This window comes from Acinetobacter sp. AS23, assembly GCF_023612055.1.
Taxonomy (GTDB): Bacteria; Pseudomonadota; Gammaproteobacteria; order Pseudomonadales; family Moraxellaceae; genus Acinetobacter; species Acinetobacter oleivorans.
Window position 1 is genome coordinate 2,570,333 of the sequence record NZ_CP082274.1, and the last position, 25,379, is coordinate 2,595,711.

General features: G+C 37.2%; 28 protein-coding genes. 6 read left to right on the top strand and 22 right to left on the bottom strand.

From position 1 onward, the window contains the following. Positions 1 to 78 precede the first annotated feature (78 nt). On the bottom strand, positions 79 to 1,029 hold the full coding sequence (locus tag K6I41_RS11975; RefSeq protein ID WP_250374399.1) for a 3-hydroxyacyl-CoA dehydrogenase NAD-binding domain-containing protein: 951 nt from the start codon (positions 1,027 to 1,029) through the stop codon (positions 79 to 81). A 203-nt stretch (positions 1,030 to 1,232) separates the two neighbouring features. Here K6I41_RS11975 and yddG point away from each other — a divergent pair, with 203 nt between their 5' ends. The 3 genes from yddG to K6I41_RS11990 all read left to right on the top strand — a co-directional run bounded on the left by yddG (position 1,233) and on the right by K6I41_RS11990 (position 3,377). After that, entirely contained in the window at positions 1,233 to 2,165 is a 933-nt protein-coding gene (gene yddG / locus K6I41_RS11980) for an aromatic amino acid DMT transporter YddG (RefSeq protein ID WP_250374400.1), read from the top strand. A gap of 128 nt (positions 2,166 to 2,293) precedes the next feature. Further along, the gene (locus K6I41_RS11985) at positions 2,294 to 2,725 is read left to right on the top strand and encodes an SRPBCC family protein (protein WP_002114206.1); all 432 of its coding nucleotides are present in this window, start codon (positions 2,294 to 2,296) and stop codon (positions 2,723 to 2,725) included. Positions 2,726 to 3,143: 418 nt separating this feature from the next. Continuing rightward, positions 3,144 to 3,377, top strand: a complete 234-nt coding sequence (locus K6I41_RS11990; RefSeq protein WP_004793244.1) for a hypothetical protein — start codon at positions 3,144 to 3,146, stop codon at positions 3,375 to 3,377. Positions 3,378 to 3,431: 54 nt separating this feature from the next. Here the strand turns inward: K6I41_RS11990 and K6I41_RS11995 are convergent, their stop codons facing one another. The 19 genes from K6I41_RS11995 to K6I41_RS12080 form a co-directional block, all read right to left on the bottom strand. After that, positions 3,432 to 3,986 (bottom strand): TetR/AcrR family transcriptional regulator, encoded by a 555-nt coding sequence (locus K6I41_RS11995; protein WP_005303921.1) that lies wholly within the window; start codon positions 3,984 to 3,986, stop codon positions 3,432 to 3,434. A gap of 862 nt (positions 3,987 to 4,848) precedes the next feature. After that, positions 4,849 to 6,189, bottom strand: a complete 1,341-nt coding sequence (locus tag K6I41_RS12000) for a hypothetical protein (RefSeq protein WP_250374401.1) — start codon at positions 6,187 to 6,189, stop codon at positions 4,849 to 4,851. Positions 6,190 to 6,342: 153 nt separating this feature from the next. Continuing rightward, positions 6,343 to 6,501 (bottom strand): DUF6984 family protein, encoded by a 159-nt coding sequence (locus tag K6I41_RS19230; protein ID WP_502800637.1) that lies wholly within the window; start codon positions 6,499 to 6,501, stop codon positions 6,343 to 6,345. A 318-nt stretch (positions 6,502 to 6,819) separates the two neighbouring features. Next, positions 6,820 to 7,176 (bottom strand): hypothetical protein, encoded by a 357-nt coding sequence (locus tag K6I41_RS12005; RefSeq protein ID WP_250374402.1) that lies wholly within the window; start codon positions 7,174 to 7,176, stop codon positions 6,820 to 6,822. A 12-nt stretch (positions 7,177 to 7,188) separates the two neighbouring features. Next, positions 7,189 to 7,401, bottom strand: a complete 213-nt coding sequence (locus K6I41_RS12010) for a hypothetical protein (protein WP_250374403.1) — start codon at positions 7,399 to 7,401, stop codon at positions 7,189 to 7,191. Between the two features lie 42 nt (positions 7,402 to 7,443). Further along, complete coding sequence (locus K6I41_RS12015; RefSeq protein WP_250374404.1) at positions 7,444 to 7,758, bottom strand: hypothetical protein; 315 nt, start codon at positions 7,756 to 7,758, stop codon at positions 7,444 to 7,446. Positions 7,759 to 7,836: 78 nt separating this feature from the next. Beyond that, positions 7,837 to 8,136, bottom strand: coding sequence for a hypothetical protein (locus K6I41_RS12020; RefSeq protein ID WP_250374405.1), 300 nt, complete (start codon positions 8,134 to 8,136; stop codon positions 7,837 to 7,839). Between the two features lie 43 nt (positions 8,137 to 8,179). Then, a complete protein-coding gene (locus K6I41_RS12025; RefSeq protein WP_250374406.1) occupies positions 8,180 to 8,485 on the bottom strand; it encodes a hypothetical protein in 306 nt (101 codons plus the stop codon). Between the two features lie 43 nt (positions 8,486 to 8,528). Beyond that, positions 8,529 to 8,840: a hypothetical protein gene (locus tag K6I41_RS12030; RefSeq protein ID WP_250374407.1), complete on the bottom strand. Its 312-nt coding sequence runs from the start codon at positions 8,838 to 8,840 to the stop codon at positions 8,529 to 8,531. Between the two features lie 206 nt (positions 8,841 to 9,046). Further along, positions 9,047 to 10,267 (bottom strand): chloride channel protein, encoded by a 1,221-nt coding sequence (locus K6I41_RS12035; RefSeq protein ID WP_250374408.1) that lies wholly within the window; start codon positions 10,265 to 10,267, stop codon positions 9,047 to 9,049. Between the two features lie 301 nt (positions 10,268 to 10,568). Then, positions 10,569 to 12,287, bottom strand: a complete 1,719-nt coding sequence (locus tag K6I41_RS12040) for an acetyl/propionyl/methylcrotonyl-CoA carboxylase subunit alpha (RefSeq protein WP_250375785.1) — start codon at positions 12,285 to 12,287, stop codon at positions 10,569 to 10,571. Beyond that, entirely contained in the window at positions 12,287 to 13,870 is a 1,584-nt protein-coding gene (locus tag K6I41_RS12045) for a 5-oxoprolinase subunit B/C family protein (protein ID WP_250374409.1), read from the bottom strand. Before K6I41_RS12045 ends, K6I41_RS12040 begins: the two co-directional genes overlap by 1 nt. A gap of 32 nt (positions 13,871 to 13,902) precedes the next feature. Continuing rightward, positions 13,903 to 14,718, bottom strand: a complete 816-nt coding sequence (locus tag K6I41_RS12050; protein ID WP_250374410.1) for a putative hydro-lyase — start codon at positions 14,716 to 14,718, stop codon at positions 13,903 to 13,905. A 2-nt stretch (positions 14,719 to 14,720) separates the two neighbouring features. Next, on the bottom strand, positions 14,721 to 15,485 hold the full coding sequence (locus tag K6I41_RS12055) for a LamB/YcsF family protein (RefSeq protein WP_000496072.1): 765 nt from the start codon (positions 15,483 to 15,485) through the stop codon (positions 14,721 to 14,723). A gap of 34 nt (positions 15,486 to 15,519) precedes the next feature. After that, positions 15,520 to 16,773: an NRAMP family divalent metal transporter gene (locus K6I41_RS12060; RefSeq protein WP_081399177.1), complete on the bottom strand. Its 1,254-nt coding sequence runs from the start codon at positions 16,771 to 16,773 to the stop codon at positions 15,520 to 15,522. Positions 16,774 to 17,113: 340 nt separating this feature from the next. After that, positions 17,114 to 18,025, bottom strand: coding sequence for a LysR family transcriptional regulator MumR (mumR, locus tag K6I41_RS12065; RefSeq protein ID WP_005303905.1), 912 nt, complete (start codon positions 18,023 to 18,025; stop codon positions 17,114 to 17,116). A gap of 126 nt (positions 18,026 to 18,151) precedes the next feature. Next, entirely contained in the window at positions 18,152 to 18,949 is a 798-nt protein-coding gene (locus tag K6I41_RS12070; RefSeq protein ID WP_250374411.1) for an SDR family NAD(P)-dependent oxidoreductase, read from the bottom strand. Positions 18,950 to 19,041: 92 nt separating this feature from the next. Beyond that, positions 19,042 to 19,986 carry a DUF4424 family protein gene (locus K6I41_RS12075; RefSeq protein ID WP_250374412.1) on the bottom strand — a complete coding sequence of 315 codons (945 nt, stop codon included), beginning with the start codon at positions 19,984 to 19,986 and terminating at the stop codon, positions 19,042 to 19,044. Positions 19,987 to 20,071: 85 nt separating this feature from the next. Next, the gene (locus tag K6I41_RS12080; protein ID WP_250374413.1) at positions 20,072 to 20,710 is read right to left on the bottom strand and encodes a TetR/AcrR family transcriptional regulator; all 639 of its coding nucleotides are present in this window, start codon (positions 20,708 to 20,710) and stop codon (positions 20,072 to 20,074) included. 126 nt (positions 20,711 to 20,836) lie between these two features. Here K6I41_RS12080 and K6I41_RS12085 point away from each other — a divergent pair, with 126 nt between their 5' ends. From K6I41_RS12085 to K6I41_RS12095, 3 genes are read left to right on the top strand one after another with little or no spacing between them, the layout of a single operon-like run. Then, the gene (locus K6I41_RS12085) at positions 20,837 to 21,676 is read left to right on the top strand and encodes an SDR family oxidoreductase (protein WP_250374414.1); all 840 of its coding nucleotides are present in this window, start codon (positions 20,837 to 20,839) and stop codon (positions 21,674 to 21,676) included. An 11-nt stretch (positions 21,677 to 21,687) separates the two neighbouring features. Further along, positions 21,688 to 23,184, top strand: coding sequence for a flavin-containing monooxygenase (locus K6I41_RS12090; RefSeq protein WP_250374415.1), 1,497 nt, complete (start codon positions 21,688 to 21,690; stop codon positions 23,182 to 23,184). A 21-nt stretch (positions 23,185 to 23,205) separates the two neighbouring features. Next, a complete protein-coding gene (locus K6I41_RS12095) occupies positions 23,206 to 24,150 on the top strand; it encodes an alpha/beta hydrolase (protein ID WP_250374416.1) in 945 nt (314 codons plus the stop codon). Between the two features lie 36 nt (positions 24,151 to 24,186). Here K6I41_RS12095 and K6I41_RS12100 read toward each other — a convergent pair whose 3' ends face one another. Together K6I41_RS12100 and K6I41_RS12105 are read right to left on the bottom strand one after the other, a co-directional pair. After that, a complete protein-coding gene (locus K6I41_RS12100; protein WP_005303900.1) occupies positions 24,187 to 24,531 on the bottom strand; it encodes a hypothetical protein in 345 nt (114 codons plus the stop codon). Positions 24,532 to 24,844: 313 nt separating this feature from the next. Further along, on the bottom strand, positions 24,845 to 25,303 hold the full coding sequence (locus K6I41_RS12105; protein ID WP_005303898.1) for a hypothetical protein: 459 nt from the start codon (positions 25,301 to 25,303) through the stop codon (positions 24,845 to 24,847). Positions 25,304 to 25,379 lie beyond the last annotated feature (76 nt).

Below are 25,379 nucleotides of genomic sequence, written 5' to 3' on the forward strand. Positions count from 1 at the left end.
CATGTTTTTGTTATTTGGCCCATTAAAAAGCCAATCATCCCTGCAATAAAATGATTGGCTCTACTCTAAGAGTTTGAATTAATCTAACTTAAGTTGCTGTCTAAGCTTTAAGATATCGACCAGACCTTTATCTCTGGTTTGATATAAATCGATATTTTTATATTGGGTTAAAAGCTGGTTGGTTTCTGCTTCCAACAACTCTGTTGTCTCATCTGAATGTTGAAATGCATGCATATCGTTCCACCATTCTATCATTGGTGGGCCTAAATGATGAATTGCCTCTTTAAACCCCTTTTGGTTGGCAAGCTGCATATTAATGTAGGGACCAAATAACGCCCATCTTAAACCTGGGCCACTAGTAATCGCGACATCGACATCTTCGGCAGAGCACACGCCTTGTTCAACCAATGAAAAAGCTTCTCGCCATAGTGCAGCCTGCAAACGATTTGCGACATGCCCTTTTACTTCTTTATTTAAAATGATTGGATTTTTGCCCAGCTGTTTATAGAACTCAGAAGCCTGTTTCAAAATTTGGGGATCTGTCAAATTACCGCCAACGATCTCGACCAAAGGTAAAAGATGAGGCGGATTAAAAGGATGACCTAATAAAATACGTTCAGGATGTTGCGCCTCTTTTTGAAAATCAGACACTTTTAAGCCCGATGAGCTTGAAGCAATAATAGTATGTTCAGGGCAATACGCTGTGATTTCTTGATATAAGTTTTGTTTTATATCGAGACGTTCAGGGGCATTTTCTTGAATAAAATCTACATCTGAAACAGCATCTTTTAAATTATTAAAAATTTCCAGATGAAGCAGCACATCTGATAAAGAATGAGTGTATTCAGCGTTCTGATCTAAAGCCAATAAATCATTTAAATTTGCAGATATTCTATTTTTAAAGACCGCTTCATCTATAGGATACGGGTCGTAAACCTTAACTTTAAATCCTTTATATAAAAATAAGGCCGTCCAACTTGCACCTATTACACCTGCTCCAACAACACCAACCGTTTTAATGACTTCCATATTTTCCTCGTAAAAATGTTGTTTTATTCGAAATTTCTTTACTCAATTGAATGCTAAATAAACATAGCAGATTCAACCAATCAATAAATTTAATTGTTTATATTTTATATAATTTGTCCTATATTCCTTAGCTTGAAAATTGATTCCTTTCATTAGTACAGCTTAATCTTTTACCATTTTTTAACCGTTATTTACTGAATTTTATGTCAAAAAATCTAGCAACATTGATTGGTTTAAGCGCCATTCTCATGTGGGCATCTCTGGTCGGTCTGATGAAGCAAGTCAGCGCCGCCCTTGGACCTGAGCTAGGTGTTACGCTTATTTATTCTTTAAGTGCGCTACTGTTGCTTGCCATTTTCAGAGTTCCAGACTTTAAACAGATCTCTAAAAAATACTTAATATTTGGCACAATCCTGTTCGTGGCTTATGAAGTGTGCTTTTCATTTGCGATTGCTTATTCTCAGACAGCGCGACAAGCAATTGAAATTAGTATTGTTAACTATTTGTGGCCGAGTTTAACGGTTTTGGCTTTCGTTATTTTTAAGGAATTAAAGTTTAATTTTCTTATTATTCTTGGCTTACTTATTTCAATTTCTGGCATAATTTTTATTCAAACTGGAAGCGGTGATTTTAGTCTAAATAGTCTTGTCGATAATTTTCACAGCAACCCACTCAGCTATATTTTGGCATTTACAGGTGCCATCATCTGGGCTTTTTACTGTGTAATCACTAAAAAAATGAGCAATGGGCAAAACCCAATTTCCATTTTCTTTGTTGGTGTCGCTCTCACTCTCTGGCTCAAGCTGCTTGTCTCGGGGCAATTCGCCATTCCATCAATGGATATTCCAGCTCTCCTCACCCTTTTAGTGGCATCTGCTGCCATGGGTTTTGGTTATGCTGCTTGGAACATTGGCATCATTCATGGAAACATTACCATACTTGTGGTGGCCTCTTATTTCACCCCGATTATCTCGTCTATTTTGGCTATGTTTGTTTTACAAACTCAATTATCGATGAGCTTTTGGCAAGGAACAGCAATGGTAACGACGGGTTCCTTTATTTGCTGGGTTTCAACCAATTGGTCTGTGATTCAGCCCTTCTTTAAAAAATTAAGAAAAGACCAAAAAGCATTGTAAATTTATCGCAATGCTTTTTTCGGACTTAAGATAACTCCGACGAAGAAGAATTCCCCCATTACCCAAAGCATGCTAATATCCAAATTCTGACAATCGTCCATGTCAAAAGAATTTACAGAGGGAATAAGATGTTAAAAACTCAAAAAATCAACATCGTACAAGAATTTGATGCACCCGTAGACAAAGTCTTTGCAACCTTAAGTGAGCATGAAAACTTAAGCAAACTTTTCGCTCCTGCTAAAGTGACTCGTATTAGCAACGGCAAAGACGCCCGTAATGGTGTTGGCTCTGCTCGTAAAATGTCTATTCCACTGACTCCTTCATTTGTAGAAACAAATTTAGTCTACAAAGAAAATGAACTTATTGAGTACGCGATCACGAGCGGTATTAGTCCAATTAAGGGTCACCGTGGTGTAATGAAATTTACTGACTTGGGAAATAATCGTACTCGTTTGGATTACACCATTAGCTTTAAAGGTCGCGTTCCTTTTATTGGCCCGATTATTAAAGCAGCCTTACAAAATGGCGTGAGTCGTGGGCTTAAAAAACTCAAGTTTTAATTAAGATATAAAATAAAAGCCCTTTATCGGGCTTTTATTTTTAAGTAGATGTATGGATGAACTGCTGCATCAATTTCTACAAATAGGAAATTTGAGGACCTAACCACAAAAACAAAAGCCGACTCGTTAAAGTCAGCTGAATACAACAGTTTGAGAAAATTGCTTAAATAGTTTTTGTTCGTGGCAATCTTCTATCTATTTTCTTTTTCTAAAATTAATTTAACCCTTAATTATGACTATTTGATTAAAAAGAAATCAAAAATCTTTAGTAAAAAGTAAAATAAATCACTATATGTAAAATTAGTGCAATTTAAATCACATTTATCAAAAGTAATGTATATCAACTAGATCTTTAGAAACTTTCTAAAGTTTAGTATGCTAAAAATAACTTACTAATTAATAGAAAATAATCAATCCAATGGAACATCAAAGTTTGTTAAAGGAATTAAATTCACTTATTGAATATTATTCCAAAAGAACAGATTGTCCGCCTACCCGAATTCGCATAGGTTACAGAGCCTATGCAAAACTCATGCAAAATCCAAAGTTTGCTGATGAAGTGTCAAACTCTGCTTTAGACCCAAACAAACGTAAATATAAAAAATTGAAAATTAAAGTCACTAAAGATGACGATCAGCTTGAACTCGAATAAATAAAAAGCCCTGTTACGGGCTTTTTTCCTTTTAGAAAGTGTTTGAATTTATCGCTAAGACAGCATTATTAAAAAATATTCGAGTAGTTTGTCTCGCTCATCTACACTGTTTTCACTTAAAAGCTGAACCATTGCCCCATCAATCACAAACAAAAACATGTGAGCGTCATTCATTGAAGCCGTAGTTTTGATGGTTAAAAGTAGTTTATAAATTTCTTTGATTAGCCAAGTTCTATACTCAATCACCACGCTGTAGGCTTTTGGGTAGAGCTTTTCAATTTCAAAAATTGCTTTAAAGGGTAAACGATAAAAGCCATTTAAATCGGCATGTAGAAGGTAAATCTGTTTGAGTTTATCAAGCACCATTTCTTCACGGTAAGATTTGAGAATTGAAAACACTTTTACTTTGAGCGCGTCTTTTTGAAAAGTGAGACACATTTCGATGAGTCGTGCTTTTGAGTGAAAGTCGTTATAGAAAGTAGCTTTGGGAATTTTGGCTTCTGCAATAATCCGGTCGACACCAACTTTATTAAAACCATCCTGATTAAATAGATCTTTTGCTACGTGAAGCACGCGCAGTGCTCTAAATGAAGATTCTAAATTTTTCATGTATACCACTTAAAATAATTTTTTGTTGTATCTAAAAGAGATAGAAATGCCGTCACTCTTAAAATGAGTGCTAAAAACAAGCATGCAAAAGCGGCACAAGAGGTGTGCTCGCCTATCTCAGTTTTATTGTTGCTATGTTTTAGTCGTAATGATGTTTAGGCGTAAAAACCTAGGGTCGGTTAAACCTATTTATAAACTGTTTAAATGGCATAAATAGAGAGACTTTGGCAAAGGCCAAAAATTGAGAAGAATTAGTACGCATAGCGGACTCCTTTGTTAACAAAAGAAATCCTACCGATCACTGCTAAATGATGGTGGCAGGACGAAAGAGGGTTAGCAGACTGGCAACAAAGAAACCAGCACACCCGAAGGTGTCCCCCTTCCGCCCTACCGTAGAGAAAAAGGGGGCGAACGAGTTCACGATACACAAAACTAGGTTTCGAATATCGTCTTTGTTAAATAGGGTCTGCTAAAACCCGCTAGCAATGTAGGCTAGCCCGCAAAGGATAGTATTCGCTTTTGTTGTCGTCAAGCGTGTGAAATGACAATCGTATTAAAATAGATCATTAAAAAGTTAGGATAAATAATTCAAATTTTTGTTAAAAATTGGTTTATAAAACAAAGAAATTGACCATCAAAAATGGACTGATATTTATAAAAAAAGAATATAGCTTTCATGCTTTATTAATTTAATAGCTCTACATAGCAAACCATAGATTAGCTTTAGAGATGAATTATGTATTGGCTTATTTTAAACATAAGTCTTTTTAGCGTAACGAGAATAGTAAAAAGGGATATACTTTAAAAAAAAACTAGCCCTTATTAGAGCTAGTTTTTCAATCTTCACACAAATAAAAACTTATCAGCCTACCAGATCATTTACCCCTAGATGGGCAAATTTACCATTTATGGTACGACCATCATCTAACTGCACATTTTTAAATTCAATGGTTCCTTCTGATTCATTGACAGTTACACCGGTACAATGATCATTTGTCAATTTACAATTCCATTTCAAATGAATATTTACATTCAATTGATCCTTTTTAGGTCTTTGATACGCTACATTTGCTTTTTTAGTAATAGTATCGTATTTCACCGTAAACTCGAGATCAGATTTATGATCTCTACTCATAAAACGAAAATATTTACTTTCATTTTCTGCATATGCAGCTGCCGCAACTGTCTCATCAATTTTAAAAACTTCACTTCCTACTGTAACTTGCCCATAAGGAATTTTTTTCTCGAAACCACCTGAGACCTTTAACTCTGGAGATGCAACATATTCAATAGGGTTAGTAAATGAATTATTGATAAATTTAAAGGTAGTTAGTCCATTTTCATAATCTGTATTTAATGTAAAATCCCGATTAAAATATCCTTTGTATATATAAACTTCTTTAGGCTGTTCATTACTAAAATAATTTCCCTCTGTTAATATGAACCTATCATGTTCAAGATCCAGAGGATTAGAAAAGTTAAAATAATATTCTTTATCTGTGTTAAAAGTTAAGACAGAACTGGTTGTCCAATTCATAAATCTTTGTATTGTCGCCAGCTTACCATTAACGACTAAATCTGATTTAGCTGGATATTCATTAAAACGTTTCGTGTTCCATACTGGCCAATCAGAATTCACTTCGAATTTAATAGAGCCTTTAATTTTGGCAGTCGAAGCAAAGTCAATATTATTTAAACGCCCTGATACAGCACCATTTGCGATTATAATAAAGTAAGTTTTACCATCACTTTGTTTTTCGAACTTATAAGAGAATGTATCACTACATGAGTTTCGGCATTGGACAGCCAAATGCCCTTTATCATTCTCTGAATAGCTGAAAACCCCAACTTTATCACTTTTGGGATAAAAATAAAGACCAGCCAAATTGTTAATATGCGCAGATAAATCATTACTTGGAGTAAGAATCTCTAAATCCCACATACTATTATTTGAAGCGGATGCCTCAATTACACTGTTTGTATGAAATGGTGAGAACTTAATAGTTGAGTTATTAGTAACTCCTGAATTTTCAATTTCAAAAGAGCCATGTGCCAAATCTGGGCTTAATACAGACGCTTCTACAATAGGTTTCGGTATAGGTGTATCTGATGTCGCTGAACTACCCCCACCACCTCCACCACATCCAGCTAAAAGAATAGAAAAAAGTGCTAAGGGTAATAATTTTGTTTGATTATGAAGCATATAAATCCTTATTAAAAAATAAAAAACTAACTATTTATTTTACAAAGTTAATGTTTAGTTATTTTTATATACTTTAAGATTATTCCGCAAGGTATAAGTGCTTACTTATTGTACTAATAAAAACTTTTAATAATAAAGATTAGAGCGCTGAAATTATTTTATTCTCAATATAGATACAATATTATTTATATACCATGGCTGACAAAGTGGTGAAAAGTCAGCTTTAAAAATATCTAACTCTCTAAAATTAAAATTTTCATCAATCAGAAAAGTAATATTAACAGGGATATGATCAATATCTTGATAGTTGATCTATATACCACCTGCTTTCAGTAAGACCTCCCTATTTGAATCCTCATATAATATTTTTATTGAGCCCATACCTCCCATCATCTGTCGCTTCACAATAAAGATCAGTTAAGGGCTTTAGCAGCCTAACAGGCAAATTAGATTGACCTATTAATTTGTTAATAATATACATTTGTTGTTCTGTTAATTTTCTCATATTTGAATTAACTCTTAATCTACAATTTCTCGGCTAGATGCCAATGAATATTATATAAATTCAACTCATCAAGATAAGTAAATTAGCTTTTTTACTATGATACAACCCACGATAATTTTATAGTTTTAAGAGTCATGTACATCTTTACTCTTTGATAATTTGTGCGGTTGCCCGCAATGAGAGCATTGTTTTCTGAAGATAAAACTTAGCCCATTAACAAAAGAACCTAGATCATTCATGAAAAAACCACATTTACACCAAGGGCATATATCGTTAGCTAGCAGCTTAAACATCAAAAATAATATGATAGGAATCATGGTTATCGGAAAATAAATAGATAAGTACTTTTCATCTACTCTTGCTAGCATCAATACAATAATAACAACTGATGGAAATACTAATACTGAGAATACAAAGTTTCTACGTAAACGCATTAATCGCAAGTATTTCTGCATTTTCTCATCGACAAATTGCTTTTCCATTTATATTCTCAATTATTTTTTACTTCTAGGGTCATTAGGACTAAATTGGCAGGTATCTTTTTGATGATCCCATGCCCCTCCAGAGTCAGCACATGCATCTTTCGTAGCTGCATTGTCAAAGAATTTATTTGCAATAAATTCGATCATACCGAACAAGATAACAAACATTAGAAATAGGACAAGAAGCCATTTAAGTATTTTTAATATTGTTTTTATTATTTTCATTTCAATCACCAGTTACAGATAGAATAATTCAAATTCAATTACTTAAAACTTATTTTCATTACTTAATCTAAGCAAAAAAACACCTACCAATATTCCAACAAAATATGGTCTATAGAAATACACCCAATTTTCGTCAGAGATAACCAAAGAAAAGACATTGCCCCATAGCGCGAATAGGAAAACAGAAGCTATTGCAAAAAGCATCGAAACTATTGAAAGGAAAGGATTAGTTAGAAGGCCTTTAAGAAGTATATAAACTTTATCATATAAAAAGACAAAGACTGGTCTATAGTAGCGCCCAAAAATAGCACCTGAAAAAGCACCTAACAAAACGATCATAGGAATGGACTCAATCATTTTACTGTTCCAAATGAGAGAAGACTTAGCTCTTTAATACAAATATTAGATTGTCTAAGATTTTTTAATCTAAATAATTTACATGACATCATGTCGAATAGCCCATGCAACCAAAACTAAAATAAAAGTAATAAGTAAACTTAAAGATGAAGATATTAATAAATACAGAAGTGCTAAGTGATTAGGACCACCTATAGTAAAAAATTGTGCATTGGTCCAATCTTTAGGAAATAAAATTGCTAAAATAAATAGAGTGATAATAAAAAATGATAAAAACCATATTGGCGCTAAATAGCGAAGCTTCCACCGTGCTTTAACTACAAAATAGCCAATGCCATATACGAATATAAAAAAAATAGCAAAACCCAATATAGACATAGTACCTTCTTTTAAATAATAACTTACTTGTCAAAACGTTAATTTAGAAAACCTTATTACGAATACTCCACACTACAATAACTAGTAGTAATGTTAATAAAGTTGAAGACATACCTGCCACAAAAAACAAATCTACTGCTCGCCAATTCAAAGATATCCTTCCATCCACAAAAAATTGGACATATCTTCCTTTAAAATAAAGTAGTAATAAAAAACCCAACCAAACAATTATAAATGTTGTAATAAAAGATAGGGCAGCCAAATGCCGAATCTTCCATTTAGTTTTAGCTATAAAGTATCCAATGACATGTGAAATTATAAAAAAAATAGCGAAACCTAATATAGACATAGCACCCTCTTTAAGATTATTTTTTATATTAACTACTTATCCCTTATTTAAAATTATTATCTTCTGGATGAAATCCAAAAAATATTGCTCCGACTACCCATCCAGATAAATATATAAGCTTACCCAGTTCTGTTATTCCACCACTAAGAATGTGCCACAACATCAATCCTCCTGTTAAATAGATAGAGAAAAAGAGAAAGCAAAAAACAATTGAAAGTAAAAGAACTAAATATTTATTTAAAAATTTATTAACAACATATAAAAAAACAGATAAAGACTTTTCAATTAAAAAAATAGTGTATCGCCCAACAAGCAAACCCACAAAAAACGTAAGTATTAGAATAAATATTGGCACAGTTTAAGTTATTCCTTTTTTAATATTAAAATAATTTTCTATTTCTCATTATAGTTCCCAACAAGAGATAGAACTTCATTTCTTTTCATTTGCTTATCAATTTTTATTAAGCATTTAATATGCCAATTTTTATCATTGTTATAAAAAAAAGAGAGTTAATAGGAGTTAAGCAATTTGAAAACACTCAACTCCTTACAAAGCCTTAATCAATCCATCAGCTTTTTACGGCGATATAATCCACAATCCCCTGAAAATAGCGCTGCTAATAAACAAGTAATGATGGCATAAGTGGCAACATTCATTCCAAATAGCTCAACAGCTAAAATAATAGACGTTAATGGTGCCTTACTTGCCCCTGAAAACAGACTCACCAAACCTAAGCCCGCAAGTAATGAAAGTGGTAAGTTTAAAACCGCCCCTAAAGCATTACCTAATGTCGCGCCAACATAAAACAACGGCGTAATTTCACCACCTTTAAAGCCTGAACCTAAAGTAATGGCGGTAAAAACGGTTTTGTTAAAAAAGTCGTAAAACTCAATCGGCACATAAAAAGATGCAATGATTTTATCTGTACCCAAACCATTGTATTGCTGATGTGCAGTGAACAACGTAAGTAGCATAATGACAATACCACCGACCATGGTTCTTAATGGTAAATAGCGAATGTATTTATAAAAGACGTCACTCGCCAAATGAATAGCAGCAATAAAGAAACGTGCAGCTAAACCAAAAACTAACCCTGCCGCAATTAAACTCATGAGCGTGCCAAAATGAATGGCTGGAAACTCACTAATGACATAATAAATATGCGGATGAACAATATCGAATAGTTCAGGGATGGTCGATGCAATAAGCGCCGACACAAAGCACGGAAAAATGGCTGAGTATCGTAAGTTACCTAAAGCAGTAATTTCTAAACCATAGATTGCACCTGCCAGAGGCAAGCCAAACACCCCAGCAAAGCCAGCACCAATACTCGCGATTAAACAGATTTTTCGGTTGTCTTCCGAGATTTTTAATATATGGCTTAAGTGGTCAATTAAGGCACCCGAAAGCTGAACCGCTGGTGCTTCACGCCCTGCCGAACCACCAAATAACTGGGTTAAAATTGAAGTAATAAAAATGATGGGGCTCATTCGCTTTGGAATGAACGACTTCGGTTGGTGAATTTCATCAATCAGTAAATGAGTTCCCCGTTCAATCGGCGAACCATATTTTTTAATGAGATAACCAATGCCAAACCCAATAAAAGGTAAGAAATAGATGAGCCAGTGATGCAGACTTCTGACTTTGTTTGAAATATCAAAGGCAACAAAAATTAAAGTCGAGGCTAACCCTGCCACGACTCCAATCACAATCGAGATGACGAGCCAATAGACACTGTATTTTAGAATTTGATCATATTCAGATGAAGGTAGAATTTTCATTCGCGTTCTTCAATTAGCCTTTAAAATGGATGATAAATTCTCAATTTTTTTATGCAGCCAGCTCATTAAGTGAGAAATGCTTAAACTGGGCTAAAAATTAAAGCTCGCACAAGCGAGCTTTCAATACAGTGATTAATTTTGATATCACCAAACAGGGCGAAATATCTCATAACCCTTTCTGGCTTTCAAGTTGAAAATGGTTAACGAGACTGTGAAAATAGCGGACTGAGTTAATAAATAAGCATTTGATTTGACCCGATCAAACTAAAAACAAAATCAGGCCAAATCATTTATTCAAAACTTAATTAATGCTACCAATGACAGTTTCTGCATGGCAGGTCGTGCCTTTCTCTGCACTAATCTGAATAACGCCACTGCGATGTGCCAGTACCTGCACTTCCATTTTCATGGCTTCCATAATGGCAACCACTTGGCCTTCGGTAACTTGCTCACCATTTTCGACTTTCCAAGCACTAATCACACCATTAATTGGAGCAAGTAAATGCTCGGCACTCACTTCTGGCTCGGCTGTTTGGGCTGGAGCTGCGGTTGCTGGGCCTTGTGCAAACATACCCGCAGGTAAACCTAAACGATGTAACTTGCCATCAATTTCAATATAACTGAGCAACATCGGTTGCTGATGGTTTGGAATGCCGCGTTTAGTCGGTTTCAACTCTTGTTTAAAGTCGTTTTCGATCCAACGCGTGTGTACATTAAACTCATCTGTAAAGTCAGGTTCATTAAGTACCGCACGGTGAAAGTCTAAAACTGATGCCACGCCTTCAATTTTGAATTGCTTCAAAGCACGTTTGGCACGGGCAATTGCAATTTCACGGGTTGGGCCAGTTACAATCAGCTTTGCCATAAGTGAGTCAAAATGGCTAGACACTAATGATCCAGTGCGAACACCTGTGTCCACTCGTACACCGTTACCAAATGGTGCTTCAAATAAACTCAACACACCAAACGCCGGAATAAAACCACGTGCTGGGTCTTCGGCATTAATTCGAAACTCAATGGCGTGGCCTTGGGCTTTTGGTGTTTCTTTAATAGAAAGCACTTCACCTTGCGCAACACGAATTTGCTCAACCACCAAATCGACTTTTGAGGTTTCTTCGGTCACTGGGTGTTCAACTTGCAAACGCGTGTTTACTTCTAAGAATGAAAGCTTACCATCACGACTCAGTAAATATTCAACTGTTCCTGCACCTACATAGTTTGCAGCCTGACAAATGTTTTTTGCCGAGCTTAAAATTTGCTGGTAAATCTCATCGCTAATAAATGGCGCCGGTGCTTCTTCAACTAACTTTTGGTTACGGCGTTGCAATGAACAATCTCGTGTACCAAGCACCACAATATTGCCATGTTGGTCAGCAATCACTTGCGCTTCTACATGGCGCGGTTTATCAAGATATTGCTCGACAAAACATTCACCACGACCAAAGGCAGCTTTTGCTTCACGTACTGCCGACTCATAAAGCTCTTGAACTTCTTCGAGTTTCCACGCAACTTTTAAGCCGCGGCCACCGCCACCAAACGCAGCTTTAATGGCAATTGGTAAACCATATTGTTTAGCAAACGCTAAAGCTTCCTCTGCATTATTAAGTGGGTCTTGTGTACCTTGAACCAACGGCGCACCGACCGAAGCAGCAATTTTACGCGCTTCGATTTTATCACCTAATTTTTCAATGGCACTTGGTGATGGTCCTACCCATTTTAAGCCTGCATCAATTACGGCTTGGGCAAACTCAGCACGTTCAGATAAAAAGCCATACCCCGGATGAACCATAGTTGCTTTCGATTTTTTTGCAATTTCGATAATCGCAGGAATATTTAGGTAAGTCTCGCTAGCGGTTGCACCAGCCAAGCCCCATGCTTCATCTGCAAGTTCGACATGCATGCTGCCAATATCATCATCTGCATATAATGCGACCGAAGCAATTCCCATGTCACGGCAAGCATGAATAATACGAACGGCAATTTCACCACGATTAGCAATCAATAATTTTTCTGTATTCATCATTCATTCTCAAAATCTGTAAATTCGGCAATTTTTTTAAATTTGATGCGGCAACCTGCTGGAATCTGTGCCACCAAGTCCCAATGGTGTTTAGCAACAGAGCCAATGACCGGATATCCGCCCGTTAAAGGGTGATCATTCATAAACAAAACGGGTTGGCCGCTCGGTGGAATCTGTAAAGCACCAATGCATGTGCCTTCACTTTCTAGTTCATGGGTAATTTTGCGAGTTAAAGGCTGTCCACCTGAAAGTCTGAGACCAACTCGGTTGCTTTCATTGGTCACAAGCCACTCTTGCTGACAGAGCAACTCAATACTGTCTTGTTCAAACCAGTCTGTACGTGGGCCCATCACAATATCTAGTTCGACCACTTCGCCAGCTCGTGGCAAATCGCTTTTGCCCACTTCATTTAGGCTAATGTTGGCTGCTTGAACCTGTCCTTGGTAAATGGTATCTCCGAGCTTTAAAGGCTCTGGCCCTAATACCGCCAAGCTGTCAAACGAAGCACTATTGAGTATTGGTTCAACGTCTATACCACCGCGAACTGCCAGATAGTTTCTTAAGCCTGCTGTTGGTGGCTGAATTTGAAATTCATCGCCTTCATCCAAATCAATCGGTTGATAGCTTGCAAAATCAGTGGTTTGACCGTCAGCGAATTTCACACGAATGTTTGAAATGGCACCTGCAACTGCAATAACGCCTGCATGCTGCATTTTGGCTTTTAGGCCGCCATTTAAAACTTCAATAACCGGTGTATCGGTTGGGTTACCTACAATACGGTTAGCACTATGCATGGCAGATAAATCCATTGCACCTGCAACCCCAACACCAATATTGGTCTGATTTAAGCGTCCTTCGTCTTGAATGAGCATCTGTAAACTTGGCGCAGTGATCGTAAATAGTGGCAGAGATTGTTTCGGCTCAACCTTACGTGTGATTTGCTGCGGTACAGTCACAGTCGTTGGACGATGTGTGACATCTTCAAAATGAACGGTCATACCCGGTAACAGCAATGCAGGATTTTTACGCTCTAAATCCCACATTTTTTCTGATGTTGTACCAATCAACTGCCAGCCACCCGGACTGTCTTTGGGGTAAATTCCAGAGTATTTTCCAGCTAAGCCCAAAGAGCCTGATGGTATTTTTTTACGCGGAACCGTTAAACGTGGAATATCGGTAAAAGGCTTATCAGGACTGCTCATATAAGCAAAGCCCGGCGCAAAACCAATAAAAGCGACATTCCACACGCTTTGGTAATGTTTTCTAATTACATCAGCTACAGACAGCCCTTGTAGTTCGGCAACTTGCGCAAGGTCTTCGCCATCGTAACGAATCGGCACAATTACTTCTTGGCTGCTACGCTCAAATCTAGAATCAATTTTGAGACTCTGAATTGAAGCAACCAGCGTTTTAAAGTTGGTTTCGATCTCATTAAAGAAAACCAAAATTGTTTTTGCAGCAGGGACTAAGTCTTTAATTCCATTCAATTGCGTATTTTGCAATTTATTGTACAACGCCAATGTTTCTTCGAGGCTTGCAAGCTCAATCAGAAAACAATCGGCGTTTACCGATAAAAAACGCATTTGCTTATCCTTTTAATTCTTCTTTAGTCCAATTAGCCAATCCAAGCGCGGTCAGGAATGTCGGTAATAAACATGTGACCTGGTGCATGACTAATAGCAAAAGGAATTTTCGAGTTCATAACGGCGGCTTGCGGTGTTACCCCACACGCCCAAAACACTGGAATTTCACCTTCTTCAATACGAGAAGCGTCGCCAAAGTCTGGCTTATTTACATCCGAAATTCCTAAGCTTTCAGGGTGCCCAATATGTACAGGTGCACCATGCACACTTGGCATACGTGCGGTAATTTTTACCGCTTCACTAATTTGATGCGATGGAATTGGTCGCATGGAAACCACCATATTTCCTGAAATACGCCCTGCTGGTTCACACTTGATATTGCTCAAATACATCGGCACATTGGTATCGTCATGAATATGGCGAACTTCAATACCCGCTTCTTGCAGAGCGGTTTCAAACGAAAAACTACAGCCAATTAAGAAAGTCACCAAATCAGGATGCGCGTTATAAATCTCGCTCGCATCGGTCACTTCATCGACCATTTCGCCATCTTTCCAAATGCGATAACGTGGGAAGTCGGTTCGGATGTCTGAGTCTGCCGCAAGCTTAGTTGCATAAATGCCTTCTTCGAGCACATCAAGCACTGGGCAGCTTTGCGGGTTACGGTGTGCGTAAAGCAAAAAGTCATATGCCCACTCTTTTGGCACCGAAATCATGTTGACCTGCGTCATGCCCGCAGCCATGCCTGCTGTCGGTTTATCAAAACCTGCACGGATTTTTAAACGCGCATCTAATGCGGCTTCAAGCTGAGCTGGGTCGACTTTAATATCCTTATACATGGTGCTCATCCTTATGCTTTGTTTACAAACGGGCGGATTTCAATATTATTTTTTACAAGCTCGGCTTTAATGGCTGCTGACATCTCTAATGCACCGTCGGTGTCACCATGTAGGCAAATGGTGTCGGCCTGAATTGGAGTAAATACCCCATCAATTGACTCGACCCCACCATTTTTAAGCATTGAAACCACACGGCTCGCAACAAATGCAGAGTCGTGTAAAACCGCACCTTCGAGACGACGAGACACCAGTGAACCATCGCTGTTATAAGCGCGGTCTGCAAATGCTTCAGATACCACTTTTAAGCCAGCAGCTCGTGCCTGCTCGACTAAGTTCGATCCCGCCAAAGCCACTAAAACCAATTCAGGGTTATACATTTTAATCGCATCAATCACTGCGGCTGCCTGAGCTTGGTCATGGGCAATAGTGTTATAAAGCGCGCCATGTGGTTTAACGTACTGCACTTTTGAGCCTGCCACTTTCGCCAAACCATCGAGTGCAGAAATTTGATAAAGCACATCGGCAATAAGCTCATCACGTGACAAATCCATATTACGGCGACCAAAACCAACAAGGTCTGGATAAGACACGTGAGCACCAATGGTCACACCAAGCTCCACTGCTTTACGAACCGTTTTTAAAATACCGAGCGGGTCGCCAGCATGGAAGCCACACGCAATATTGGCACTGGTCACGACAGGTAAGATCTGATCATCATTACCCATTTTCCATGAACCAAAGCTTTCACCCAAATCACTATTTAAATCTACAAACATGGCATTATTCCTTTATCACTTAACAAAGTCTGACTTAAAGCTTGGTCAAATAGTTAAATACTGTCGTAAATGACATATAGCCCATCCACCATGTCAACAGACATGTTAACCCACCCAAAATAAGCAACCATTTTGGATAGTTGTAATTACCCATTAAATCTTTACGGCATGCAGCAACATACACAAAAATTGTAAGACCAATTGGCAACACCAATCCGTTAAAACCACCTACAAAAATGAGTAGACCTGCTGGAGTTGCACCCAATAACACATAGAGCAATAAAGCTAATGCAATGAAGGTAATGGTTGTATAGTTGGTTTGTTTTGGTGTTAAGTTCTTTTTAAACGCAGTAAAGAATGACACTGAAGTATATGCTGCGCCAATGGTGCTACTAATGCCGGCTGCCCAGAAAATTAAACCAAATAATTTAAAACCAAATGTACCCGCTGCATATTGGAATGCTTGAGCTGCTGGATTGGCGTCATGGCTGGCTAAATCAATCGTTGCGCCACTCACCACCACACCTAAAAACGCTAAAAACAACACGTAGCGCATGATGCCGACAACAATAATGCCCTTGGTTGCAGCTTTAGCGACTTCATCAATATTTTCAGGGCCAACAGCACCTTTATCGAGTAAACGATGGGCACCTGCATAGCAGATGTAGCCACCAACCGTACCGCCAACAATAGTGGTAATAATGGCAAAGTCGATCTGATCTGGAGCAAAGGTTTGATGTACAGCTTGCCCAACTGGAGGCATTACAATAACGGCAACAATAATAATCAGGAGGATTTTAAGCAATCCCAACACGATCATGCTTTTATCCATAGCAAGCGTTGCTTTTCTTGATGCAAAAATCAAAATGGCTAACGCACCACTTAAAATACCGCCCCATTTTGTGTCTAGGCCAAAAAGTGCATTTAAACCTAAAGCTGCACCTGCAATGTTACCGACACTAAAGAAAAAACCACCCAAAATCACCAGAAACGCCAGTAAATAACCACTACCCGGTAATGCTTTATTGGCAATGTCTGATGCACGCATTTGAGTAAGTGTGACCACTCGCCAAATATTTTGTTGAACCACATAATCAATCAGAATGGAAACTAAAATGGCAAAGCCAAATGCCGCCCCTAACTTCACTGTAAATACAGCAGTTTGGGTTAAAAATCCGGGCCCCATTGCAGAGGTCGCCATCATAAAGATTGAGGCTACAATGGCCCATTGGCGATCTGATAAAAAAGAAGATTTCAGTAAAGACATATTAATGCGTTCCTCATCCATTTGAGCTTAACAACGCTATTTTCAGGTTGAACCAAGAACATCATTTTTCCCAAACAATATTCTTTAATCCTTTAAAATGACAAAGATTCCCTGTTCCCCAATCAACACAATCGGTGATCAAATCTTGTATCTAAAATAAAAACATAGCTAGACCCTACGGACAATAAGACTTTTTACATAAAATCAAAAACCCAAGTATTTGATTTTAAATGGTTTATATTTTATTAAAAAAGCAGGATAAGTTTTACTTATTGAACGAGATAAGCTGCTTTTATGACTTTGTATGCAAGCAGCTTATTTAAAATAAGAAAAAATATTTTATGTGAAATAAAAGTATCGCTTATTTTTGGATTTTCTCATTGAGGCTTTTCATGGCACTTTCCGACACCCTAACGGCAACTTCGGTTAGTTTTTCTTTCAAAGCAACATCATTTCCTTGAATGTAGATTGAGGTGAAATGAAACGTCTTTAACTGAATGGGTGTATTTAATATTTCTAGTCGTCCGTCGGTAATTTCTTTTAGCGCCGTTAAGGTCGGCACGACAGCAATACCTAGGCCCTGCTCGGCTAGACGCAATAAAGTCGCTAATGAATAACTGGTAATTGAGAGTGGTTCATCAATTCCTTGTTCTTTCATTCTGGCTTTCAATTCTTTATAGGGATAGGTAATTTTGGGGTAAGTTAAAATGGTATGTGACATTAAAGTTTTAAAAGACATTTGAGCTACACCACCTTTAAAGGAAGGTGACGCCAAGAAACTTAATTCAAAGTCACACAATGCTTGTTCAATACACTCAAAAGCCAATGTTGGTCCAAGCAAAAAAGCCATGTCCAAGTCGCCTGTTCGAACGCCCTCTTGTAAGTTAGGTGTCAGGTCCACCACAATTTCGACTGAAATTTTTGGAAACTCTTGTTGAACCTTTTCGATATATTCAACTAACCACGTATAAACAATAGTTTCGGAAACCCCTAAACGAATAGTGCCAGTCAGGTGCTGATTTTCAGTCAGTTCAGCCACCAGATCTGTTTCTAGGCGCATAAATTTTTCGGCATACTTAAATAAAGTTAAGCCTTTATGAGTCGGTTTAAACTGCCGATAGTTTCGATCTAAAACTTTAAAGCCCAATTCATTTTCAAGAGATGTGATTTTTTGAGATACTGCAGGCTGGGTAGTTTGTAATTTAGTCGCAGCCTTATTGAAGCTATTTAAAGTCACAACCCAATAAAATGCTTCAAGATTCTTTAAATTCACGTTTCATCCTGTCTTAAAAATTCCTTTACTTTTATAGTATGTAAGTTCTTAGCCTGATTAGGCTAGCCATTTATTCATTTTTATTTAAATCGATTTAAATCTTTATCATTAATATCAAGCTCAGTACTAATCAACTATTGCACCAGCGGTCATGTTTACCACGGTTGCTGTCATTGAGTTCGCATGCTCCGAGGCAAGAAAAGCGACAGTTTCTGCAACTTGTGAAAGTGTCGGTAACCGTTTTAGCATAGTGCCCTGAGCCGCACCTTCAAGCCATTGTCCTATGCTGAGTCCCATTGCCTGTGCTTTTGACTCAAATAATTCACGCGTGTAGGAACCAGCTTGAACAGCATCAACAATTGCATGTGAGCGAACACCCAGTACTCGTATATTCTTAGGGCCTAACTCACTAGCCAGTGCTTTAATAAAAGCTTCGATTCCGGCACAGCCCACAATATGCCCCAGATGGCCCGGTATTGCCATCCGAGCTGAAGGTGCCACAATTGAAATCATTGTTCCGCCACGATCCCCCCCCATAAAAGGCACCACAGCTTTAGAGATATTAAACTGAGCTGTAAGAAATGGGTTTATTCCCCCAACGAACTCATCAAGGTTTAATTCCAAAATTTCTTTGCCTTGATTATGTATAAAACTGGTCGCATTGATGACTAAATCGAGCCCACCTGTATCTTGAGTAATTTGAGCCACGGTATTATTTATTGACTGACTGTCTAACACATCAACGTTGGCCGTATGAACCGCACCTCCAAGTTGATGAAGTTGTGCCGCAATATTTTGAAGTTTATTTAAATCTCTTGCACACAAATAAACACGTGCACCTTCACGAATAAAGACCTTCGCAATTGCAGTGCCAATTGCTCCACTGCCTCCAAAAATGACAGCCACTTTTCCCTTAAGTAACATTGCGACATCCTCTTGTTATTATGTGCCATCATTAAGTTATGTCACATAATCAAGAGTGATGCAATTTTATACAGTTTAGAGTTTGTATGAGCTTATCTAACTTTGACAAAAATAATATCTAGGTCTTTTTTAGGTACAAACTTGGTTTTAGTCATTTGAAATTGAGTTGGGCTAATCTTTTTGACTTGCCCATCCCAACAAAATGAAACCAGTTCGTCTTTATCGCGCTCAATGGTGAGCTTAAAGTTTTCAATCGGCTTTGCCCAATTTGCACCCGTCGTCAAAATATAGCCCAGTGCACTAAACGGCGAATTTTCTGAACTGGCTTTTTTTAAGCCCTGCTTAAATTGTTTATCCATACAAAATTGCTGGTTATATTCATCTGGATAGAGAGCAACAGAGCCACCCACCAACGGTTTATATTCATGCTGAATTTTAGTCAAACTATTGGCTTTAAAGGTCTGCTTCCAACTATAGATCACTTGAGATGACCACGGAATCACGTCATCTTTTTTAAAATTGGCTAAAATTTTCTGTATTTGTGGCTTATTACACTTCTTTAACTTATCTACATAATACTCATAATCATAGTTAGTACGAGTCCACGGATTAAGCATGTCTTTTTCATTAAAACCACACTGCTTAAACTCATCCGTTACATCAATCAGCTGTGATTTTTCATCTTTTTGAATAAACGTTCGCACGTGCATTTCTGGTTTAATATTTTTACCATCCACCACAATCTTAAAACTTTTTAGAAGCTCTTCGGTGTGAGCAAAGTCAGACTCAAAGAAATTATCAATGCGTGGTAGCGGAAATAAAATCGTTTCAGTGACGTCTTTATTACTTAGGTTTTTATAGAAGTAGTCGACTTTAATTCGTTTTTTACTAATAAATAGATCTTCGCTTTGCATGGCAATCTGCGAATTTTTGAGATATTGAATTCCACCTGTACCAACGTAACCCGTAGAATCATTGGCTAAGCCATAGGTGGATAGTTGAACCAAAACAGCAAAGGTTATTGTAAGCTTTTTCATTTTAAAGTGCTCTATGTCATTTTCTAATTATGAAATGTCGATCTGCAATAAAGTATAAGCCAGACCTAGTCTAAACCTTTTTTAATTAAGCGCTTTTAGAAGCCACTCCAGACATCATAAGTTCAATCGCTGCTTTACTGTATTGTTTAAGAAATTTTGAGTCTTGATTCGCCAATAAAAATTGCAAGGCACCCGCAATAATCATTCCTACAACTGCATGACCTGTCATTTGTGTATCTAAGTCAGATTTTAAATAACCTCGATCTATTCCATTTTGTAGATAGTTTGCCGTAAAAAGTCCACCTACTTGCAGAAGGTTACTAATTTGAGCATTCATCTCTTTATCGATAGAAGTAGCTTCCAACAAAATTAAACGGAGTGTATTCGGATTTTCTATCGCAAACTCTTGAAACTTTAAAGAAATCCTTTCGCATTGAGCGATATAGTCATCAAGTGTAGATACTGCATTAGGTGCATTTTCATCAGCTAATAAAGCAGTAATTTTTAACATGGTATCGCTAATTACATTATCAAGAATATCCCTTTTATTCTCAAAATGACGATAAAAAGTTCCATGCCCTATCCCTAACCTTTTTGCAATGTCAGAAATCGCAGTTTGATGATAACCGCGTTCAGAAAATTCAAGAAAGGCAGCTTCAATAATTTCTGCTTGTAATTGAAGGCGTTGGCGTTCAGCACGCGAAAGAGTTGTTTGATTATTCATATCAAAAATTTTATCAGAACTTTATGGAAAAAACGATAGAACGTTAAAATCAAAAATTGACACTTCATTCCGATAGTGACATTATGTTCCGAACTGGTGTTTTTTTGACTAAGAAAAGGAACAAAAATGAGCAAGAAACCAGCTTTTTCGAACAAGGTTGTTTTGATTACAGGTGGCGGACGTGGCATAGGATTAGCTACAGCATTCGCTTTTAGGAAATTGGGTGCAAAGGTTGCTATAGGAGATATTGATTTAGAATTAGCAAAACAAGCTGCTTTTAAAGTTCAAGGTTATGGAGGTTACCTTGATGTACGCTTACAAAAATCGTTTCATGAATTTGTAGAGCAAGTAGAAAAAGAATTAGGTCCTATAGATATTCTTATAAATAATGCCGGCATCATGCCTATGGGCGCCATGATTGAAGAAACTCAAGCCATTACGGATGCGCAAATCGATATTAATTTACGAGGTGTGATTCATGGCATGAAAGCAGTTTTACCTAAAATGCTTGAGCGTCAAACTGGTCATATTGTGAATGTTGCATCTTTAGCTGGTAAATACCCTATTCCTGGAGCAAGCATTTATTGTGCGACCAAATTTGCTGTAGTGGGTTTAACCTCGGCGATGCAACAAGAATTAAGAGATACACCTATTGGTCTTTCCGCCGTTTTACCTTCAAAAGTGACAACAGAATTATCATCGGGCACAGGAGACGGATTACCCATTCCCACAGTTGAGCCTCAAGATGTAGCTGATGCAATTATCAAAGCTGTTGAACATAAAATTTCTGAAATTGCTGTCCCGAATTACCTGACCCACACACCTAAAGCATATGGCCTCATTCCATTCTGGCTTAATACAGGTTTCCGCAAGTTAATTGGTGATGACCGTATTTTGAAAGGATTAGACCAAAACGACAGAAAATCTTATATCCAACGCCTAAATCAACTCTCTCAAACAAAATAAGGATAAATACTATGAATCAAGTTGAAAAATTCCAAGTCGTTGTTATTGGTGCTGGTTTTGCAGGTATTGGTGCCGTAATCAAACTAAAGGAAGCTGGTTTTACTGATCTTGTCGTATTAGAAAAAGCAAATGAAATTGGTGGCGTGTGGAGAGCAAATACTTATCCTGGCTGCGCATGTGATGTACCTTCTGCCTTATATTCTTACTCATTTGCACCCAACCCAAAATGGAGTCGTGTATTTGCACAGCAACAAGAAATTAAAGAATATATTCAAGATGTAGCTAAAAAATTTGATGTCGAAAAGTATGTCCGCTTCGGGTATGAGATGCTTGAAAGTGCTTGGGACACTCAAGCTAAACATTGGGTTATAAAAACAAATCACGGGCCTATTTATGCCCAGTTTGTGATTATGGCAGGCGGTCCAATGCATGAGCCAGTACTTCCAAAAATTGAGGGTATTAAAACGTTTAAAGGCGTTAGTTTCCACTCTGCTAAATGGAACCACAGTTTTGATTTAACTGGAAAAAAGGTAGCAGTTATTGGTGCAGGTGCTTCAGCAATTCAATTTGTACCAGAAATACAGTCTAAAGTTGAAAAGCTAGTTTTGTTTCAACGTACACCTCAATGGGTACTCCCAAAGATGGACCAAAGTCTGCCAAAACTAACACACACCTTATTTAAACTTATTCCGATTACTCAACGACTTACTCGATATGGAGTGTACGGCATTTTTGAATCTCTTAATTCAAGCATGCATCACCCTAAACTTATTGAGCAAATTGAAAAATTAGCAAAATGGAATATTAAATTAGGAGTTAAAGATCCTGTTCTACGTGAACAACTCGTACCCAACTTTACTATCGGCTGTAAACGAATTTTACAGTCAAATCAATGGTATCCGGCATTAGCTCAACCGAATGTAAATGTGTTGCCTTGTGGAGTAAAAGAAATTGTTGGAAACACTCTAATTGCAAGTGACGGTACAAAACATGAAGTCGATGCCATTATTTTTGGTACAGGATTTGAAGTCAGTAACCCACCAATTGCAAAAAAAATCCGAAATAAAAATGGGAAAACTATGGATGAAGTATGGCAAGGAAGTGCTAAAGGTTATTTGGGAACAGTTGTAGAGAGTTGTCCAAATGCCTTTGTCATGTTTGGACCAAATATTGCGGTTAGCTCATCGGCTCTCATCATTATTGAGGCACAACTGGCCTATATCATTGACACACTTAAAAAAGTCTGTAAAGACGAGATTACAAGCATCGAAATTCGCAAAGAAGTTTTAGATAGATATAACGATGAAGTACAAGCCGCATTGAAAAATACGGTTTGGAATACGGGTGGTTGTCGTAGTTATTTCATTGATAAAAATGGGAAAAACAGTACTTTATGGCCATGGACCACATTTGAAATGAGATCGCGTTTGGCTAAATGTAATCTTGAAGATTACATAGTCTCATTTAAAAGCAATTCTCAATTTAATAGCAATCAAAAAGCAAGTTAAAAACTGGGAAAGGAAAATATCATGGAACAGAATATATTTGATCAAATATCTGAATCTTTAGTAAAAACTAGTTTACGAGTAAGTTTCAAACTAGCTAGCGGTCTACCTTTACCATTGCCTATTTTACGGGGCGCAATGGAAGTAGGCTCAACAATTTTTAAACCTAGAACTGATGTAAAAATAAATAAAATCAAAATTAAAAATTCCCAAACCTTTAATGAGATTAAGGCCGAAGTTGCAACACCCAATACACCAGTTCAAGGAGTATTACTACATTGTCATGGAGGCGCTTTTTTCGCTGGCTCCTCAAGAACACATAGAGCGTTATCTTCTGAGTTTGCAGCAAGAGCGAATGTAAAAGTTTATATGCTTGACTATCGACGTGCTCCTGAACACCCCTATCCTGCTGCATTAGATGACGTGAAATCTTTTTATCAATATTTAATAAATGAAGGATGGAAGGCTAAACAGATTTTTCTTGGAGGAGATTCGGGTGGATGTGCCTTAGCGCTAGCTTTGGCAATTGAGCTTCGAGATCGCGGGCAGAAGCTGCCAGCAGGAATGATTATGATATCACCATATGTTGATATCACCTTAAGTTCGCCTTCTATACATAATAATATCGACCGCGACCCTATGATAAAAAGCTATGCATTAAAACGTGGCGGAGAAGGCTATCGTGGAAAATTTAAAGCAAATGATCCACGTATTTCTCCACTTTTTGCCAATCTTAAAAATCTTCCACCCTTGTTAATTCAAGCAGGTAGTGAAGAAATTTTAGTTGATGACGCAATTAAGCTGGCTAAGCGTGCGCAAGAGTTCTATGTCACCACAGAACTCTCTATCTATGAAAATATGTGGCATAACTTTCAAATGTTCAATCGCTTTATTAAAAAGTCAGATCAAGCTTTAGATGAGATTGGTCACTTTATTAATAAAATATTAGCCACCACAAAAATTCATTAAATTGCTTATTTCTATTTTAAAACGGTTCTTTAAAAATTAATTAAAACTCAATTTCTGCTTCGTCATCTTTTTAGGCACACTAATTTTTCCAATAAAGTTCGTTAGCCATAAAATGCATTCATCACGGTGTTCAAAGTGAGGAATCAAACTAAGGTCAATTTTTATATCTCGATCTGCTAAAGGTAAGCTCAAGCAATATTCAAAATCGATCGATTTATATTTCAACTTTAGGTCTTTTTCTTCGGCCTGCTTTTTGATTTCCGCCATAATGCGGTTAAGGTTAACAATCAAATTATTGGAAACTTGGTTATTTTCATAGACCCGTTCATAGACGTTTTCAGCAACGTCTATATATTTTATAAGCTCTGCATTTTCATTCATATCATTCATCTCTCTTTTTTTAAAGATTATGAACAGCTAAATGTTTAATTGCGTTACTAGACACATGGCTTATGTGAAAAGTGTATATTTCTCTTTATTAAAGAATACAGCCAATATATTGTTATTTATAAAAATTAGTTAATCTTGAGTATATTTATATACATTTAATATTGTCAAAAATATGCCTTTACTCAAAAAGAAAAGTTAACTCAGTCTTTATTTTTGAGTAAAAAAAACCGCCCCAGAAGGCGGTCGCTGAACTTTAAAACCAGCAGTATATAGAAGCAAGGTGGACGTTCACTTCTATATTCTTTTATGAAGGAGTTTTATTAGTTTTAATAAAATCCTCAGATTTAAAATAATTGATGATCATGTCAGCATGCTCTTCTTTTACAGGAGCAACAGTCACAGGAAACGCATCTTTCGACATCTTAAAACCTGGTGGCAAAAAATGCGAAATTGGTGGTAATTTAGGTTTTCCCCCTTCTGTGATTCGCTCGATAAAACCAGCTAACCAAAGAAGATACTCACCTTCATTTGCGAACTTCGGCATAACACTCAAATCAATCTGGACCTTGCACTCACTTAACGGTTTCGTTAAGTTTTCTTCAAAGTCTATATAGTTGAACTTGAGCTTAAACTCCGTTCCTTTAATGGCTTTTCGAATCTGACTAATTAAACAGTTAAGGTTCTGAGTAATGTCATCAGTGAATAAGCTATCTTTTTTAATATTTTTATAAACCTTTTCGGCTACAGCTAGATACTTTGGCATTAACCTCTCTCCGTACTATTGTTATAAAGTGCTGATCTATGAATGTTTTCTGTCTTTGATTATGCTTAAAGTAGTG